Source organism: Micromonospora sp. NPDC047753, from assembly GCF_040642735.1.
Classification (GTDB): domain Bacteria; phylum Actinomycetota; class Actinomycetes; order Mycobacteriales; family Micromonosporaceae; genus Micromonospora.
The window spans coordinates 1-14,543 of sequence record NZ_JBEYSL010000130.1; the positions used below are offsets into that span (position 1 = coordinate 1).

Genomic DNA, 14,543 nt, shown 5'->3' on the forward strand with positions numbered 1-14,543 from the left:
TGAACGGGCCGAGGTTCATCGTCGTTGTCCTTTGTGGAGGCTTACCGTGCCTGACACCACCCAAGACGAGCGCCTGGCCGTGGCTAGTTGCCGTCGCGGCGCGCTACTACCGGACAGTCGGATCCACTCGCACCGGCAACCTTTTCCGCAGTTCACCGACCGTGATCAACACCGACTTTCCGGCGGTGCGCAGACGCAGAAAGGGCGGGCCACCTGAGGGTGACCCGCCCTTTTCCGCGCTGATCGGTCAGTCGACGACGGCCAGGATCTGCATGTCCTTCAGGCTCGCCGGCTCGGCGGTCTCGGAGATCTTCCTGCCGTCCTCATCCACCAGCAGCACCGCGTACCCGTTACTGGTCTTGACCCGCACGACCATCGAGCCGTCGGTCTGGAAGTAGACCTGCCGCAGGGTGCGTCCTCCCAGTGGCAAAGTGACCTGTTTGCCAGTTCGGGTGTCGATCACCGCGTTAGCCCAAAGTTCACGAGCGACGTCGCCGGCATCCTCGTTGGGCTTCTTCACCAGCAGAGCGATGCGGGAGCCGTCCGAGGACAGGCTGGCAATGTCGTTGCTGGTCAATTTGCCCACGGCGAAGCCCGGTACGGCCCGCTTCTTCGTGCCGTCCGTGCCAAAGAGGGCGACGCCGAGGTAATCCGTCATGGCGATGGTCCGACCGTCCGCCGACCAGAGGGCGTGACAGCCGCGGGGCTGCCCGGGCCACCATGTGACTGTCCTCTTGTCGCTGCGGGTGTCCAGCACTCCGTGCCGAACGGTCTCGCCCATCGCCTTCGTCTCAATGAACAGCAGGTGCCGTCCGTCCGCTGACCAGGCCGGGGCACAGTGAGGATCCACCTTCGAGCGCATCTCCTGCCTGCCGGAGCCGTCGACGTCGGCGATGACGAGGGTGCTTTCGCTGTCGTCGCTCTCCACCCAGGCAACCCGGCGCCCGTCCGGCGAGATGTTCGCGCTGCCAATCGCCGCCAGCTCGGGCAGAGCCAACAGACGCACGGGGCTGTCGCCCGGACGCCAGGACCGCAGATTCGCCATCTCCGCGTCGGTCACCGTGGCGGGGCCGTAGAAGAGCCTCCCGAACTGCACGGATGGGGTGCTCGTGCTGGACCCGCCGCTGGGCGGGGCGCCGGGCGTGTCGCCGGCGCTGCCGGACGGCGTCGGGGTGGGCGTCGGAGTCGGCGACGGCGACGCGGTGACCGACGGGGTGTCAGCCGGCAGCGGGGGTGGGGACTGGTCCGGCCGGATGGCGAAGGCGGTGCCGGCCGCTGCGGCGATCAGCACCAGCGCGGCGGCCGACGTGGCAACCGCCCGTTGGATACCGAGCCGACGGGACGTACGCAGGGTCCGGTCCCGCAGGTCGACGGAGGTGACCTCGTCGGCCAGGGCGGTCAGGTCGAGCCGGAGGCGCTGGTCGTTCATTGGGTACTCCCTTCCAGGACGTACAGCTCGGCGAGTTCGGGCGCGACGGCGCGCAGCCTGGCCAGGGATTTGGCCGTCTGGCTCTTCACGGTGCCGATCGTGACGCCGAGCAGGTCCGCCGCCTCAGCCTCGGTGCGGTCCTCGAAGAACCGCAGCACCAGCACGGCACGTTGCTTCGGGGAGAGCTTCGCCAGTGCCGCCCGCAGGGTGAGCCGCAGACTGGTCTGGTGGGCGTGGTCCGGGGCCGAGTCGCCTCCGCGTGGCTCGGGCAGATCGCCCGGCATCGACTCGGGTACCCGGCGCCGTCGCCACCAGGACACCTGTAGGTGGTACATGGTCTTGCGGGTGTACGCCTCGGCGTTGCCGCTGTGGTGCAGGCGGTTCCAGGAGCGGTGGGTCCGGGCCAGGGCCGACTGGACGAGGTCCTCGGCCAGGTGCTGGTCGCCGGTGAGCAGGTAGGCCGAGCGCAGTAACGCCGGGGTGCGGGCACGGACGAACGAGTCGAACTCACTCAGCAGAGGGTCCACACGGGCCAATCCTTCAGGTCGAGGTACGAGGGCTTGGTGTCCTTGCAGACGCGAGCAACGGCGTCGATGGTTGCCGGCGTCGGGTCCGGTTCGGATCGAAATGGATCGCTCATCCTGCCGTACCGGCCGCAGGCTGCGCGGATGCTGCCACGCATGCCGACCCTGTTGATGCGGACCCTGCGCGAGGATCCGGCCGACGCGGAGGTGCCGCACGTCTCGGCCGGGTCAAGTTCACCGACGCCGAGCTGATCGGCATCCCCCGGGCCGTCGTGGTCGGCCGCCGCTGGCCGGTCCGGTGGATCGACTCGTCGACGAGGTGCGGCGGGAACATGCGAACCTGGTGTAGCGACGGCGTCACGGGGTAGTGCAGTCGGATCGGGTGGATACGTCTTCGGAGGCTCTCATGACCGGTTACCGGGTCAGCGACGTGATGACCAAGCAGGTCGTGTACCTGCCGGTGGAGACCACCCTGGACGAGGCGGCCAGGGTGATGAAGGAGGCCGACATCGGTGATGTGGTGGTCACCGACGGCGCCAGCCTCGCCGGCATGCTCACCGACCGGGACATCGTGGTGCGGGCAGTGGCGGAGAACAGCTCCCCCGCGGCCACCACCATCGGCTCGATCGTCACCCGCGAGGTCGTCATGATCGAGCAGCACTGCACGGCGGGTGAGGCGGCGGCGCTCATGCGGGACCGGGGCATCCGACGGGTGCTGGTCTGTGACAGTGACCGCAAGCTGGTGGGGATCGTCTCGCTCGGCGACCTGGCCATGCAGCTCGACCCCACCAGCGCGCTCAGCGAGATCAGCGAGCAGTCACCGACGGTGTGAACGGGGCCCCGGCATGACGGCGGTAGCCTCGACGCATGGCTGACATGCCGGCCCGACTGGCCGAGATCGTCGACGAGTTCGCCGCCGCGCCGCGCGACCTGGTGCTGGAGATGCTCCTGGAGTACGCGGACGTCATCCCAGCACTGCCGGAGGGCGCTGCGGAGCGCGAGGGCATGGAGCAGGTGCCCGAGTGTCAGACGGCGTTCTTCCTGCGGGCGAAGGTGACCGCGGAGGGCACGGTGGAGACGCTTTTCGACTGCCCTCCGGAAGCGCCCACCACCCGGGCGTTCGCCGGGATCCTCGCCGAGGGGCTGGCGGGGGCGAGCGCCGAGCAGGTGCTGGCCGTGCCGGACGACCTCTATCAGCGGATGGGGCTGGCCCAGGCGATCAGCCCACTGCGAATCCGTGGCGGCACGGCGATCCTGGGCCGCCTCAAGCGGCAGATCCGGGAACAACTCGGCTGACCTAGGGGTTGCCACCGAGCATGGAGATCGAGATCTACGCGGACGTCATCTGCCCGTGGTGCTACATCGGCAAGCGCCGCCTGGATGAGGCCCTCGCCAGCTACGAGGGCGAGGTGACGGTCCGTTACCGGCCGTTCCAGCTCGACCCGTCGCCGGTGCCGCAGCCCCTGCCGCTGGTGCAGGCGCTGGCCGGGAAGTTCGGCGGCCCGGAGCGCGCCCGGCAGATGGTCGACCACGTGACCCAGGTCGCGGCGGCCGACGGGCTGCGGCTCGACTACGACCGCGCGGTGATCGCCAACACCTTCGACGCGCACCGCCTCGTCTCGTGGGCGACCGACCAGGGCCGGGCGGCCGAGATGGTGGAGGCGCTCTACCAGGCGCACTTCAACAACGCTGTCGACGTCGGCTCGCGGGAGGCGCTGGCCGCCCTGGCCGGCGAGATCGGCCTGGACGCGGCCGACGCGCGCCGGTTCCTCGACTCCGACGAGCGCGTCGCCGACGTCGCCGCCGCACTGGCCACCGCACGGGACCTGGGCATCACCAGCGTGCCGACCTTCGTGCTGGCCGGGAAGTACGCGGTCTCCGGCGCGCAGGAGGTGCAGACGTTGCTCGCCGCGTTCGCCGAGGTCGAGCAGCGCGAGTCCGCAGCGCACTCACACTGAGTCACCGGGGGGCCGGGCGTCCGGCATCGATGATCACGATGTTTCACGTGCAACAACATCGATGCCGATGCCTGGTCAGGCCGGCCTGGCCAGCCCTTCCACCACCTGAGCTCCCGGCAGCGCGCCCAACGCCGGCCCCGGCAGCGCTATCTTGCTGTGCCGTACGCCGGACCCGACGATCACGTGCGGTGTGGCGATGACTCGCGAGTCCACCAGGATCGGCCACTGCGCCGGCAGCCCGATCGGGGTGATGCCGCCGTACTCCATGCCGGTCAACTCGACAGCGTCGTCCATCGGGGCGAAGCTCGCCTTGCGGACGTCCAGCGTCCGGCGGGCCACCCCGTTCACGTCGGCCCGCGTGGTGGCCAGGACGATGCACGCCGCGTAGCGCACCACTCCCTCGCGCTTGCCCGCCACCACGACACAGTTGGCCGACACGTCCAACCCCACCTCGTACGCCGCGCAGAACGCCGCGGTGTCGGCGAGGTCGGCGTCGATCGGCGCGACCAGCACGTCGTTGACGTCCACCGGCGCGTCGGCCGGCCACTGAGCGATGGCCTCCGCGACCGGCGGGGCGAGCAGATCCAGGCGGGCGCGGGCCGGTTCGGTCTTCAGCGTTCCCATCACGGGTGCGATCCTCGCATCCGCGACGCTGAACCGCCCAGCGGCTCCCCGGCCCCCCGGCGACGCCACCGGCCTGGGCCGGATCGATCCGGCGCTCAACTGCCGGCGAGGAACGCGTTGTCGCGCATGAAGGAGCGGTCGCGGGCAGCCGCCACCTCCTCCTCGCGCTGGGCCTTGGCCCGTTGCAGCTCCAGATCCTCGAACGCGTGCCGGACACCCAGCCGGATCACGCCGTAGAGGAAGACGAAGCCGAAGACGTAGAGGATCACAGTGGTGACGACAGCGAACATGGCGTCACGGTAAGACGAACATGAACCGTTGTTGCTCTCATTTCCGGCCGGTTCCCCCGTACGTGTCGGCCAGATGGTCGGCCCAGGTACGCACGCCCCGGGGCAGCGCCTCGGTGGCCAGACCACCGGCCCGCAGCTCGCGACCGAGCCGGCCGGGAATCCGCACCGGCAGCAGCGGTCGGCGCGAGCCTCGGGCCGACCGCCACGCCCTGGCGGCCTCGTCGAAACGGAGCACCTGGGGCCCACCCAGCTCCTCGACGCCGCCCAACGGGCCGGCGACCAGTCGGGCCGCCAGCCGCGCCGCCACCTCGCCCGGGTCGACCGGTTGGGCGAGCACCGCCCGGTCCCCGATCACCGGGCCCAGCCGCCCGCAGGCGGTCAGCATCTCGTCCAGGAACTGGGGAAACTGGGTGGCCCGCAGCACCGACCACGGCACCGGACCGGCCGCGATCACCTGTTCGGCGGCGAGCTTGTGGCGGTAGTACGGGATCGGGACCCGATCAACCCCGACGATCGAGATGTAGACGATGTGCCGCACACCGGCCGTGCCGGCGGCCACCACCAGTCGGCGGGTGCCCAACACGTCCACCTGGTAGGTCTGCCGACCCCGCGGCGCGGACGCCAGGTGCAGCACGGCGTCCACCCCGGTCACCGCCTCGGTCAGCCCGTCCCCGGTGGCCAGGTCGGTCGCCGCCCACTCCACGTCCGAGCCGGCGGGCGGCCGACGGCTGGTGGCCCGGACGCTGATTCCGTCGTCGCGCAACCGGCCCAGCACGGCACGGCCCAGATTGCCGGACGCCCCGGTGACCAGAACCTTCATCTCGTCCTCCTGCAAACCCGTGCGGCCCTTACCTGGCGTTGACGAGACATTGCGGCAACCCGTGACGGCGGGCGGCCACTCATCCCGATCGAATCAGGTCCAACGCGGTGAGCAGCGCGAAGAACGCGATCACGATCTCGTTGACGATCCAGGCGTGCCCCTCGGCCCATTCCCTCATCCGGGTCAGCACCCGCGAGGCCCTGCTCCCCAACAGCAGCAACGCCAGCAGAGGCAGCGCGAGCAGGAGCACGGTGAGCAGCACGAACGGCACCAGGTGCCACCACGGCAGATCGTGTCGGGCCACGCTCGCCCCGACGGTGGCCATGGTCAGGTCGTCGGTCGGCGTCGCCACGAAGAGCAGCGCACCCAGCCGCAACGTCTGCGGCGGACCGGCATGCTCGATGCTGCCCAGCCAGCGCGGCGGTCCGGAGCGGCCCCGGCGGACCCAGATCAGCACGGCCAGGCACACCAGCAGGGCCAGCACGACGAGGTCGATGGCGGGGCCGCGATCGACCCTCCCGGCCACGGCGCTGGCGTCGGCGGCCACTCCACCCACCAGTTTGGCCACCAGCCAGGCCACAGTCACCCCGGCGGCGACCACCAGCCCCGCGCCCGCGAGGAAGCCCAGCGACGCAGCCCGGGGCCGATCCGACGAGGCGAGGAAGACCGCCACCACCAACTGCGTCCCGGCGACCATGACCACGGCGAGCGGCAGAATGGTCAGGAGGTTCATCGCCCGCCATCTTTCCGGTACGAGCAGGTGGGACGCTGCCGAATCCGCTGATCACCCGGCCGGTCGCACACCCCCGCCCACCACGACCCGGCCGGCCAGCAGCGCCCCGAGCAGCGCCAGCCCCGCGGTGACCACGAGCGTCGTCGTGTAGCTGGCCGGGCCCGGCGCATTTCCTGCTGCCAACACGGCCCCGGTCAGCGCGAGCACGGTCGCCGCGAAGAGGGAGTCGCTCAGTTGCAGCGACGAGCTGTTGCGGCCCTGCTCACCCGGCGCGGACAACTCCAGGGTGAGCACCGACAACGGCGGGTAGAGCAACCCCATGCCCAGGCCGGCGATCGCCCAACCGAGCACGGCGACGGCCACCGGCAGCTCGGGCCGGACGGCCAGCGCCACAGTCGCGGTGCCGACGGTGATGCAGCTCAACCCGGCTCGCGGCAGACTGGCCCGCGACGCCGGCACCGGGATCCGGCCCTGCAACCAGGAGCCCGCCGACCAGGCCAGCGCGCCGACCGTGAGGACCAGCCCGGCCGCGGTCGGCGAGAGACCCCGTTCCCGGGAGAGCATCAACGGGATCACCACCTCGCTGCCGACGAAGGCCGCCGACGCCAGGCCACGCAGCCCCACGACGGTGGGCAGCCCCCGTGCGGCCCGAAGGAACCCGGCCGGCAACAGGCGCGGGGCACAGACCAGCAGGCCGACCACGGCGGACGCGACAAGAACCAAAGCCGTGGCACCGCGCTGCTGTCCCCCGATGTGCAGCAGTGCGGCACTCACCGCGGCCCCGCACGCCCAACCGATCCGTGCCGCCGCACCCGCCGGCGGGCTCGTCGCCGCAATCCGGCCCAGCGACCGAAGGCCGGGATGAATCAGCAGCCCCGCCGGCACCGCCACCGCCGGCACCGCCAGGAAGACCCACCGCCAGCCCAGGTGCTGCACGATCAGGCCGGCAACCGCCGGCCCGACCAGCGACGGTACGACCCACGCCGCCGCAAACGCCGCGAAGATCCGCCGGTGCAGGTCCGGCGGGTACGCCTGCCCGACGATCACGTACAGCGCCACCGAAAGCAGCCCGGAGCCAAAACCCTGCACGACCCGCCCGACGACCAGCGCGCTCATCACGGGGGCGGTCCCGGCGATCAGCAACCCGACCACGAACCAGGCGACGCCGTGCCACATCGGCCCCCTGGGCCCCCGCGCGTCGCACCAGATGCCGGAGACCACCATGGCCAGCACACCGGTGGCGAACGGGCCGCCGAACGCGATCCCGTAGAGCGCCAGCCCGTCCAGGCTGCGCGCGACGGTGGGCATCGCCGTGCCGACCGCCAACGCTTCGAACGCGAGGAGTGAGATCAGCGCGACGCTGCCCACCGTCATCGCGCGCAGTCGGGGTGCGAAGAGTCCCGGTGCGGCGGGTGTGGCGGTGGCGGCTGTGCTCGACATCGACCGAGCATGCGACTTCAACCCTGATTCATGTCAACCGTCCGGTGAACTGGCTCTCGTCAGGCGTCCTGCAGCGCCTCTCCGAGACCGCGCGCCAGTCCGGAAAAATGCTGGTCTGCCAGCACGTGACCAGCGGTGATCACCACAGCTATCGGCCACTCGATGACCTGTAGCGCGGCGAGCACTCCGAGCCCGGCGTAGTAGACGACCTTGTCCGGTGGCGGCACCGCCACCTCACCCAGCATCGGCAGTTGCACCCGCCGGTTGTACATCGTGACGTTCTCGCGTGAACCGTTGAGATGTCGCGTCAGCGTGCTCATGCCGGCCTCCCATGTCCGGTGATGGTCGTCGGGTTCCACGGCCCATCCCGTCCATGCGCCAGCGACGGCGGAAAATTCCGCCACTCAGGGGGCATAACGGATGGCAGGTCGGGAAGCCAGGCCGCCGGACGTGAGTGCGGTGGGAGGGCGACATGACCAAGGTCAGGACGAGCGGCAACAGGGAGCCGGGCCGGCGCCCGTCCAGCCGTACGCCTCGATGACGGCGGCGGGTCGCGCTGCCGGCCGCATCCTGCCGTCCTTCGGCGTGCCGCACCTGGTCGGCGAGGCGTCCCGGTCGGTCAGTTCGGCCGCGGTCCGGCTGGCCCGGACGGCCGGGCTGACGCGGCGTCGGGTCTGGTCCCGGCCGGGCCGACACCACATCGAGGTGCACGGTGTCTGCCAGGACGGTGGCAACCGGCTGGCCCGTCAGGTGGAGGGCGCGCTGGAGAAGATGCCCGGGGTGGCCTGGGCCCGGGTCAACGCACCCTCCGGCCGGGTGGTGGTCGCCGTTCAGACCCCCGAGCCGACGTTGCGGGACCTGATCGCCACCATCGACCGCGTCGAGCGGACCTGCGACCATGAACCCGACCCGGAGATCCCACCCCCGCACCCACCGGAGGAAGGGCCGCGCACTCCGCGCACCCTCGGCGCGCTCGCCTCGGACGCACTGGGCCTGACCATCTCGGCGGCCACCCGGATCCTGCCGTTCGCGCCGCTGCCCGGTGAGGTGGCCGGCCTGCTCTCCGCAGTGGATCTTCAGCCGAAGCTGCACGGGTTCCTCGGCAGACGGCTGCGCTCCGACCCGCGCGCCGACATCCTGTTTCCGCTGGCCGAGGCGGTGGTGCAGGGCTTGACCGGCCGCTGGACGGGCATCGTCCTGGACGGCGCCCAACGGGTCGTGCAGTGGGGTGAGGACCGGGCCCAGCTCTCCGCCTGGGAGAAGGCCGAACCACGGCTGACCGGCGACGCCGAACGGGCCACCGCCCGCTGGCCGGTGATCGAACGTCCGCGGCCGAAGCCGGACGGCCCGGTCGAGCGGTACATCAACCGCATGCTCGCCGCCGGTGCGGCCGCAGGTGCGGCGGCGGTGCCGTTCGCCGGGCCGAAGCGGGCCACCGCGCTGGGACTGTCCGCACTGCCGAAGGCGCCGGGCAGCGGTCGCGAGGGGTACGCGGCCCAGCTTGGTCGGATGCTGGCCCGGCGTGGTGTGATCGCGATGGACCGGAGTGTGCTACGCGAACTGGACCGGATCGACACCCTCGTGCTCGACGCCGCCGTGCTCGGCTCGGACCGGGGCGTCCTGGCCGATCTCGCGCCGGCCCCCGACGCGGACGTCGACCAGGTGGCCGAGCGGGCCTTCGCGTTGTTCGACCCGGACGACCCGTCCGCTTCCCGCACGGCGGACGGCTGGCGGCTCGGGCCGCTGGACCGGATGCCCGCGAACGACCTCGACGACATCCCGGACGCGGCCCGGCTGCGCTCCGCCGGCGGCCAACTCCTCGGGCTCGTCCACGGCGACCGGCTCGCCGCCCTGTTGCGGGTCGAGCCGGAACCCGCGCCCGGCGTCGACGGCCTGCCCTCCGCCGCCCGACATGCCGGCCTGCGGCTGCTCGTCGCCGGCGGGGACGAGCAGCGGTACGGCTTCGCCGACGCGATACTCCCCGGCGGGGACCAGTTGGCCGAGTCGGTACGCGCGTTGCAGCGCGACGGCGCTGTGGTGATGCTGGTTTCCGCGGACCGCAAGGCACTCGGCGCGTCCGACTGCGGTCTCGGGTTCGCCGCACCGGAGGAGCTGCCGCCGTGGGGTGCGCACCTGCTGGTCGGTGCCGACCTGCGGGTGGTGGCGCTGGTGATCGAGGCGACCGGGGTGGCGCGGCGCACGGCTCAGCAGAACATCCGGCTGGCCATGGCCGGCACCGGTCTCGGGGCGCTCGGCGCTTTCACGGCCCCACCGACCCAACTGCCGCACCGGGCGCTCGTCGCTGTCAACGGCGCGGCCGGGCTGGCCTTCGCCAACGGCGTCTGGCAGGCCCGCCGGCTGCACGACCAGTCGGACACCCCGGCGCCCGTGGCAACCGCCTGGCACCTGATGCCGGCCGGCACCGTGCTCGACCACCTGCGCTCCACCCCGGACGGCCTGACCAGCGCCGAGGCGCAGCGCCGAAGCCATGGTTCCGGTGACAACGGCGGCGGCGCCCCCGGAAGTGGTGGGCTGCTGCGTGCCTTCGTGGACGAGTTGTCCAACCCGCTCACGCCGGTGCTGGCCGCCGGGGCGGTGCTCTCCGCGTCGTTCGGCTCACTGGTCGACGCCGCGCTGGTGGGCAGCGTGGTCGGTGGGTCCGCCCTGATCGGCGCGGTGCACGAGCGCAACACGGAGAGGTCGCTGGCGGAGCTGCTGTCGCGGTCGGCGGTGACCGCCCGGGTCCGTCGGGACGGTGCCGAGCAGGTTCTCGCCGCCGAAGACCTCGTCCTCGGGGACGTCATCGCCCTCGAACCGGGCGACTCGGTGCCCGCCGACTGCCGGGTGCTCGAGTCGGTGGGACTGGAGGCCGACGAGTCGTCGCTGACCGGCGAGTCGCTGCCGGTCGCCAAGTCCAACCGACCGGTGGTCGCCGCCGCCATCGCCGACCGACACTCGATGCTCTACGAGGGCACCACAGTCGCCGCCGGGCACGGCACCGCCGTGGTGGTGGCGACCGGCAACGACACCGAGGCTGGGCGCAGCCTGGCGTTGGTGCGCCAGGCACCCCCCACCAGTGGGGTGGAGGCTCGGCTGGGCGCGTTGACCAGCGCCGCCATCCCGTTGGCGGCCGGTTCCGCGGTGGCGGTGGCCGGCGCGGGCCTGCTTCGAGGCGTACCCCTGGCCGAAACGGCGGCGACCGCCGCGAACCTCGCCGTGGCGTCGGTGCCGGAGGGGCTGCCGTTCCTGGTCAGCGCGGCGCAGCTGGCCGCGGCCCGGCGGCTGGCCGAGCACGGCGCGCTGGTCCGCAACCCGCGCACGATCGAGGCGCTGGGCCGGGTGGACGTGCTCTGCTTCGACAAGACCGGCACCCTCACCGAGGGCCAGTTGCTGCTGGCCGGGGTCGGCGACAGCGTCGGCGACCGGTACGCCCCGCTGGATCGGTTGGACGACCGGCTCCGGATGACGCTGGCCGCGGCGCTGCGGGCCACCCCGGCCGCGAAGAACCCGGAGGAGTTGGCGTTGCAGACCGACCGGGCGGTCCGTCGGGGCGCCGGGGAGGCCGGGGTGGTGGAGCAGACTGGCGCCGTCGGGTGGCGGGCCGCCGGAGGGCTGCCGTTCGAGCCGTCCCGCGGCTACCACGCGAGCATCGGACAGACCGATGGTCACCTGTTGTTGAGCGTCAAGGGTGCTCCGGAGACGGTGCTGCCGCGCTGTTCGTCCCGACGCATGGACGGTCGTCAGGAGCCACTGGACGACGCCGGCCGCGCGGAGCTGGAGCGGATGCTCGCCGACCGGGCCGGTGCGGGAAACCGGATCCTGGCCGTCGCGGAGTGCCCGGTGAACGACCCGAAGGTGACCGACTCCGACGTCCGAGGGCTGACCTTCGTGGGCTTCCTGGCCCTGGCGGACGGCGTCCGGGAGAGCGCAGCCCCGGCGGTACGCCGGATCCGGCAGGCCGGGGTGCACACCATCATGATCACTGGTGATCACCCGGCCACCGCCGAGGCGATCGCCGCCACCATCAGTGAACACGACGAGCAGCGGGTGGTGACCGCCGCTGAACTCGACCAGCTGGACGACGACGCGCTCGCCGAACGGTTGGCCAACACCGACGTGGTGGCCCGCTGCACCCCTGCGCACAAGGTGCGGATCATCCAGGCGTTGCAGAAGTGCGGACGGACCGTGGCGATGACCGGTGACGGCGCCAACGACGCCCCGGCGATCCGGCTGGCCGACGTCGGCATCGCCCTGGGCCAACGGGGCACCCCGGCCGCCCGCGCCGCAGCCGACCTGGTGGTCACCGACGACCGGCTGGAAACCATCATCGCCACCCTCATCGAAGGGCGGGCCATGTGGTCGTCGGTGCGGCACGCGCTCAGCATCCTGGTCGGCGGCAACCTCGGCGAGATCGCGTTCAGTGTGCTCACCGCTGCCGCGACCGGCCGTTCCGCGCTCACCGGACGACAACTCCTGCTGGTCAACCTGCTCACCGACCTGGCGCCGGCGCTGGCCATCGCGGTCCGGCCACCCGCGTCGGACCGGACCGACGCGCTACTCAAGGAGGGTCCGGACACGGCACTCGGCGAGAGCCTGACCAGGGAGATCGGCCTGCGGGCGGCAGCCACCACGCTGGGCGCCACCGCAGGCTGGACGTTGGCCCGCTGCACCGGACGCCGCCAGCGGGCCGGCACCGTCGCCCTGGTCTCCCTGGTCGGCACCCAACTCGGGCAGACCATCCTGGCCGGCGGCACCAGCCCGACCGTGCTGGCCTCCACGGTGGCGTCACTGGGCGTCCTGGTCGTGGTGGTGCAGACCCCGGGGGTGAGCCAGTTTTTCGGCTGCACCCCGCTCGGGCCGGTGGGCTGGACCATCGGGGCCGGATCGGCGCTCGGCGCGACCTTCGCCAACGGCGCGCTCACCAAGCTGGTGGAGCATGTGCCGCCGGCCCGACCTCACCCCACCACTGCGGACGGCGACGGCGCGAGCGGTTCCAGGGGCTGAGCATCGGGCGTTGCGCTCGGGCGGCGTTGCGGTCGGTGACGGGGCGGCCGGCGAAAGGACCTGCCGCCCCCGTTCTTCAATCGAAGGGCTTGGGGAGCGGAACCTCCCCGCTCATCGCCTTCTCCGCCAATTCCGTTCGCTCCGGGTGGAGCATGCTCTCGCCCAACGGGTGGCGAGGCGTGTTGATGCACTGTTGGCCGCTCTGGGCACTACAGACCGGACACCAGAGGAAGAGGCCGCCAGACGGCACCAGCGCGACGCCCTGAGCAAGAGCCGACTTGCCGATCTTGACGATGGCCTCATACAGGCTGTTGTCCCGGTGGCGTGCCGCTGCGGCGGCCGCCTCCCGCATCCCGGCCCAGAACTGTTCGGTCGCATCCGGCTCGTCGATATTGATCTGCACATTCGAAGATGCCCGTCCTCGAGTGGCCCAAACCCTCATCAAACCGTCACTGGGATCCCATTCGTGGTCCATAAATCAGCCGACCCCTGACCCACTCGCAGGCTCTGGCCGGCCCGTCAGCGGCGCCGGGAGGTGAGCCGCATGCCGACGGTTCACCGGGGTACCGAAGCGGCAGGAGGTGGGCGCGATCGGAAGTCCACAACGGAGCTCTGCCCTATAGCAACCGATCACCCATCGCTGTAACGTGTGTACTCGTAGCGACGGATCCCCCGACCGTCTGACTCGAGGTCACGGCATGCCGCCCTTTCCTTCGGCGCTCAGCGAAACTCCTCTCTTCGCGAAACAATGGACGCTCACCGACGCGGACAATGCGTGGTTGACGTTGACCGATCCGAGCGGTGCGGAACGCCGGATCCTCGACTGCGTGAGCACTTACGGCGCTGTCAACTTCGGACATCGCAACCCGGAGATCAACCCGTTCGGCGCTGCCCGCGCCGACCTCGCACCGTACTTTCAACCGGCCGAGGGCGAGCTGTTCGCGCAATGGTTGCGTGATCGCCTGGACCTCCCGGAGCACCGCGCGCTCTACCAGATCGGCGGCAGCTTCGCGGTCTCCACGGCGATCGCGTTGGCGCAGCATCGCCGGCCCGGAACCGTGGTGGTGGTCCGCGGTGGGTACCACGGCCTCGGTGTCGACACCGTCGCGATGTCCGAGTCCCGGCCGGGCGTCCTGCAGCACACCGATTTTGTCAGCGACCTCGAGGCACGAATCCTGACGATCAGGCCGGGTGAGGTGCCGACGGACTGGCGCGGGATCTCCGCTTTCCTTTACGAGCCGGTGCAGGGTGCGAACGGTTACGTGCCTCTGGATGTCGACTGGCTGCGCGAGTGCGCCACATCCGCTGCCCAGGCCGGCGTGACGGTGATCGCCGACGAGATCCAGGCAGGCTTCTATCGACACGGATCGCTCAGCCCGTCGATGGCCCTGTCGCTGCACCCGGACATCCTGCTCTTCGGCAAGTCGATGACGAACGGGCTCTTCCCGCTCTCGGTGATCTTCTATGACCGCAGGTTCGAGGAGACCTTCCCCGGCCGCCACGCGCTCATGCACACCTTTCAGACCAGTGCGCTCGGCATGTACGCCGCCTGGGCGGTGGCCCGCTACCTGGATCGGGTTCCGCAGACCGAGCCGGTCGCCAGGATCGCCGCCCAGCTCGACGTCGCCGCGGGCCGCCTCGCCGACCGTCCCGGTGCCTCTCCGGTGTTCCGCGTCGGACCGGTACTGAGCTTCGCCATGCCGGACAAGTACGCGGTCGAG

Annotated in this window: 14 protein-coding genes; 5 read left to right on the top strand and 9 right to left on the bottom strand. The window is 71.4% G+C overall.

The genetic code is table 11. The features are described from left to right. Nucleotides 1–247: 247 nt before the first annotated feature. Nucleotides 248–1,429, bottom strand: a complete 1,182-nt coding sequence (locus ABZ749_RS13760; protein WP_357227308.1) for an LpqB family beta-propeller domain-containing protein — start codon at nt 1,427–1,429, stop codon at nt 248–250. Next, a complete protein-coding gene (locus ABZ749_RS13765; RefSeq protein ID WP_357194714.1) occupies nt 1,426–1,956 on the bottom strand; it encodes a SigE family RNA polymerase sigma factor in 531 nt (176 codons plus the stop codon). Before ABZ749_RS13765 ends, ABZ749_RS13760 begins: the two co-directional genes overlap by 4 nt. A gap of 403 nt (nt 1,957–2,359) precedes the next feature. On the opposite strand from ABZ749_RS13765, the gene ABZ749_RS13770 reads away from it, so the two are divergent. From ABZ749_RS13770 to ABZ749_RS13780, 3 genes are read left to right on the top strand one after another with little or no spacing between them, the layout of a single operon-like run. Beyond that, nucleotides 2,360–2,785, top strand: coding sequence for a CBS domain-containing protein (locus ABZ749_RS13770; protein WP_354945799.1), 426 nt, complete (start codon nt 2,360–2,362; stop codon nt 2,783–2,785). A 35-nt stretch (nt 2,786–2,820) separates the two neighbouring features. Next, nucleotides 2,821–3,249 carry a SufE family protein gene (locus tag ABZ749_RS13775; protein ID WP_357227311.1) on the top strand — a complete coding sequence of 143 codons (429 nt, stop codon included), beginning with the start codon at nt 2,821–2,823 and terminating at the stop codon, nt 3,247–3,249. A gap of 20 nt (nt 3,250–3,269) precedes the next feature. Then, a complete protein-coding gene (locus tag ABZ749_RS13780) occupies nt 3,270–3,911 on the top strand; it encodes a DsbA family oxidoreductase (RefSeq protein ID WP_357227314.1) in 642 nt (213 codons plus the stop codon). A gap of 75 nt (nt 3,912–3,986) precedes the next feature. Here ABZ749_RS13780 and ABZ749_RS13785 read toward each other — a convergent pair whose 3' ends face one another. The 6 genes from ABZ749_RS13785 to ABZ749_RS13810 all read right to left on the bottom strand — a co-directional run bounded on the left by ABZ749_RS13785 (nt 3,987) and on the right by ABZ749_RS13810 (nt 8,138). Next, nucleotides 3,987–4,535 (bottom strand): YbaK/EbsC family protein, encoded by a 549-nt coding sequence (locus ABZ749_RS13785; protein WP_357227317.1) that lies wholly within the window; start codon nt 4,533–4,535, stop codon nt 3,987–3,989. Between the two features lie 95 nt (nt 4,536–4,630). Next, complete coding sequence (locus ABZ749_RS13790; protein ID WP_357227320.1) at nt 4,631–4,825, bottom strand: hypothetical protein; 195 nt, start codon at nt 4,823–4,825, stop codon at nt 4,631–4,633. Between the two features lie 37 nt (nt 4,826–4,862). After that, nucleotides 4,863–5,645: an NAD(P)H-binding protein gene (locus tag ABZ749_RS13795; protein ID WP_357227323.1), complete on the bottom strand. Its 783-nt coding sequence runs from the start codon at nt 5,643–5,645 to the stop codon at nt 4,863–4,865. A 79-nt stretch (nt 5,646–5,724) separates the two neighbouring features. After that, the gene (locus ABZ749_RS13800) at nt 5,725–6,378 is read right to left on the bottom strand and encodes a GAP family protein (RefSeq protein ID WP_357227327.1); all 654 of its coding nucleotides are present in this window, start codon (nt 6,376–6,378) and stop codon (nt 5,725–5,727) included. A 51-nt stretch (nt 6,379–6,429) separates the two neighbouring features. After that, on the bottom strand, nt 6,430–7,818 hold the full coding sequence (locus ABZ749_RS13805) for an MFS transporter (protein WP_357227330.1): 1,389 nt from the start codon (nt 7,816–7,818) through the stop codon (nt 6,430–6,432). Between the two features lie 59 nt (nt 7,819–7,877). Then, entirely contained in the window at nt 7,878–8,138 is a 261-nt protein-coding gene (locus tag ABZ749_RS13810; protein WP_357227333.1) for a hypothetical protein, read from the bottom strand. Between the two features lie 217 nt (nt 8,139–8,355). On the opposite strand from ABZ749_RS13810, the gene ABZ749_RS13815 reads away from it, so the two are divergent. Next, nucleotides 8,356–12,822 (top strand): HAD-IC family P-type ATPase, encoded by a 4,467-nt coding sequence (locus ABZ749_RS13815; RefSeq protein ID WP_357227342.1) that lies wholly within the window; start codon nt 8,356–8,358, stop codon nt 12,820–12,822. Nucleotides 12,823–12,898: 76 nt separating this feature from the next. Here ABZ749_RS13815 and ABZ749_RS13820 read toward each other — a convergent pair whose 3' ends face one another. Continuing rightward, on the bottom strand, nt 12,899–13,225 hold the full coding sequence (locus ABZ749_RS13820; protein ID WP_357227336.1) for a hypothetical protein: 327 nt from the start codon (nt 13,223–13,225) through the stop codon (nt 12,899–12,901). A 295-nt stretch (nt 13,226–13,520) separates the two neighbouring features. On the opposite strand from ABZ749_RS13820, the gene ABZ749_RS13825 reads away from it, so the two are divergent. Further along, nucleotides 13,521–14,543: aminotransferase class III-fold pyridoxal phosphate-dependent enzyme (locus ABZ749_RS13825; protein WP_357227339.1), on the top strand; the 1,023-nt coding region annotated here is incomplete at its 3' end.

Coding starts and splice junctions, on each gene's coding strand:
- ABZ749_RS13790 (WP_357227320.1), bottom strand. CDS start 4,825: ATGTTCGCTGTCGTCACCACTGTGATCCTCTACGTCTTCGGCTTCGTC.
- ABZ749_RS13800 (WP_357227327.1), bottom strand. CDS start 6,378: ATGAACCTCCTGACCATTCTGCCGCTCGCCGTGGTCATGGTCGCCGGG.
- ABZ749_RS13810 (WP_357227333.1), bottom strand. CDS start 8,138: ATGAGCACGCTGACGCGACATCTCAACGGTTCACGCGAGAACGTCACG.
- ABZ749_RS13760 (WP_357227308.1), bottom strand. CDS start 1,429: ATGAACGACCAGCGCCTCCGGCTCGACCTGACCGCCCTGGCCGACGAG.
- ABZ749_RS13795 (WP_357227323.1), bottom strand. CDS start 5,645: ATGAAGGTTCTGGTCACCGGGGCGTCCGGCAATCTGGGCCGTGCCGTG.
- ABZ749_RS13780 (WP_357227314.1), top strand. CDS start 3,270: ATGGAGATCGAGATCTACGCGGACGTCATCTGCCCGTGGTGCTACATC.
- ABZ749_RS13805 (WP_357227330.1), bottom strand. CDS start 7,818: ATGTCGAGCACAGCCGCCACCGCCACACCCGCCGCACCGGGACTCTTC.
- ABZ749_RS13815 (WP_357227342.1), top strand. CDS start 8,356: ATGACGGCGGCGGGTCGCGCTGCCGGCCGCATCCTGCCGTCCTTCGGC.
- ABZ749_RS13770 (WP_354945799.1), top strand. CDS start 2,360: ATGACCGGTTACCGGGTCAGCGACGTGATGACCAAGCAGGTCGTGTAC.
- ABZ749_RS13775 (WP_357227311.1), top strand. CDS start 2,821: ATGGCTGACATGCCGGCCCGACTGGCCGAGATCGTCGACGAGTTCGCC.
- ABZ749_RS13785 (WP_357227317.1), bottom strand. CDS start 4,535: ATGGGAACGCTGAAGACCGAACCGGCCCGCGCCCGCCTGGATCTGCTC.